The sequence below is a fragment of the Streptomyces sp. ICN903 genome (genome assembly GCF_022015835.1).
Taxonomy (GTDB): domain Bacteria; phylum Actinomycetota; class Actinomycetes; order Streptomycetales; family Streptomycetaceae; genus Streptomyces; species Streptomyces fenghuangensis.
In genome coordinates this window covers 1-1,912 of the sequence record NZ_JAKMAY010000525.1, presented here as the reverse complement: position 1 = coordinate 1,912, position 1,912 = coordinate 1, and the positions used below count along the sequence as shown (strand labels likewise).

Genomic DNA, 1,912 nt, shown 5'->3' with positions numbered 1-1,912 from the left:
CCGTGGCCCCCGCGGACCCCCGGGCCCCGGCGCGGCGGGCCCGGACGGAGCACCGCGCGGCGTCGGGTATGCTGGTTCCCGCAGTTCGGCACCGATCGGCACATACCGTGCGGATCGCCGCCCCTGCGGGCGCCGCTAGCTCAGTTGGTTAGAGCAGCTGACTCTTAATCAGCGGGTCCGGGGTTCGAGTCCCTGGCGGCGTACCTCTTCGATCCGGGCCCCACCGCCCTCCGCGGTGGGGCCCGGACGTGTCTCCCGGCGCGTTCCCCCGCGCCCGCTCCTCAGTCGATGCCCCGGCAGATGTGCGGCTCGCACTCGTCGTCGTCGCCGTCCCCGGCGAGGCGCAGCAGCGGGGGCGGTGAGGCCGGCAGCTCGTCGAGGGCCCGCGTCGCGGCGGGTGGGGCGTCGGCTTCCGGTTCAGCTGTGTCGTACATGGCGCAGCGGCAGCCTTCCGTGTCCTGGGGGGATCTCGGCGTCCGAGTACCGCGTCCCCCCTGTCTTCAATCCCGGGCGGGCGGGGAGCGCAACCGGTTCCGGCCGGAGGTTCACCCCGGTGACGACAACGACCGGGCCGGGCGGCGGTTGCGCACACGGCTCCCCCCGCACCGGACCGCTCACCGCGCACCGGCCTCGCCGCCGCTGCGGCCGGTGTCCGCCCCGCTCCCGGAGCGGACACCGGTCAGATACGCCGAGACCACCAGATTGGCCGTGTAGGAGCCGCTGGCCCGGTCGAAGGCGCCGGTGCAGGTGATCAGCCGGAGCTCGGCGCGTCCGGGGCGGCGGGCGCCGTAGACCTCGTGCGGGTCGAAGTCGGCCCGCTCGGCGATCGCGACGTCCTCGACGGTGAACTCCGCGGTCCTGCCGTCGTCGCGCGCGACGTGTACCCGGTCCCCGGGGCGTACCGAGGGCAGGCGCTGGAAGACCGCCCCTCCGCTGTCGGTGTCCAGATGGCCCACCAGCAGCGCCACCCCCTCCGATCCGGGCGCCGGGCCGTCGGCGAACCAGCCGACGGCGTCGGCGGAGTCCATCGGCGGGGGCTCCACGGCGCCCTCGCGGTCGAGCCCCCGCTCGATGATCCGCGCGTGGACGCCGATGCTGTCGATGTCGATGCGCCGGGGTTCGGCGCCGGGCAGCGGAGCGTGGCCGGCGCCGAACCCCGGCGCCCGGCCGGACGCCGGGGCTCCCGCCCGCGCCTGCTCCGGCGGCCGGGCGGCGGGGTCGGTCAGCTCCCTCCCCCACAGCCACAGCCCGAGCAGCAGCACCGCCCACACCGCTCCCACCGCCAGCCGCGAGGCACAGCCCGTGCGCGGCTCCCCGCCCGGGACGTCGTCGTACACGGCCGTCGCCGCCGGCCGGCTCAGCGGTCGGATTCGGAGCGGGACCGGCGGCGCAGCGCCGCGGCCCGCCAGAGGACGACCAGGGTGGCGGTGCCCGCCAGCCCGGCGCCCAGGGCGGTGTGGAGGGCGCTCGGTCCGGCTTCCCCGCCCTCGTCGCCGGCCGCCTTCGCGGTGCCGCCGCCGCCGGCCGGCACGGGGGCGACCGGGCTCACGGCCGGGTCGGTGGCGTGGTGGGAGGGGCCCCCGGAGGCCGGGCCGGACCCGGAGTGCTGCACGGTCACCCGGCCGGTGACCTTCACGCCCATGCACTCCACCGTGATCCGGTACTCCCTGGGCTCGGCGTCCGAGCGGATGACCGCCTCGCCGCGCAGCCCGCCGCGGTCGGCCCCGGGGGCCAGCAGCGCGTCGGCGACGAACGCCTCGGAGCGGGCGGTGGCGACGGTGCCCTCGCAGGCGACGGCCCACAGTTCGATCTCGGTGCCGGGGCGGACCTTGGCCGGGCTCACCCGTACCGACACCTCCGGCGAGCCGGACTGCACGGTGCCGGGGGTTCCGGGAGCGGACGGGCGGGAGGT

Annotated in this window: 3 protein-coding genes and 1 tRNA gene; 1 reads left to right on the top strand and 3 read right to left on the bottom strand. The window is 77.4% G+C overall.

Features of this window, described 5'->3' with window-relative positions:
- Window positions 1–129: 129 nt before the first annotated feature.
- Window positions 130–203: transfer RNA gene (locus L7D48_RS28510), tRNA-Lys, on the top strand.
- A 78-nt stretch (window positions 204–281) separates the two neighbouring features.
- Here L7D48_RS28510 and L7D48_RS28505 read toward each other — a convergent pair.
- From L7D48_RS28505 to L7D48_RS28495, 3 genes are all read right to left on the bottom strand, one after another.
- The gene (locus L7D48_RS28505; protein ID WP_237883949.1) at window positions 282–434 is read right to left on the bottom strand and encodes a hypothetical protein; all 153 of its coding nucleotides are present in this window, start codon (window positions 432–434) and stop codon (window positions 282–284) included.
- A gap of 180 nt (window positions 435–614) precedes the next feature.
- Window positions 615–1,337 (bottom strand): class F sortase, encoded by a 723-nt coding sequence (locus tag L7D48_RS28500; RefSeq protein ID WP_237883947.1) that lies wholly within the window; start codon window positions 1,335–1,337, stop codon window positions 615–617.
- A 20-nt stretch (window positions 1,338–1,357) separates the two neighbouring features.
- A partial coding sequence (locus L7D48_RS28495; RefSeq protein ID WP_237883945.1) for a hypothetical protein occupies window positions 1,358–1,912 on the bottom strand: 555 nt, incomplete at its 5' end.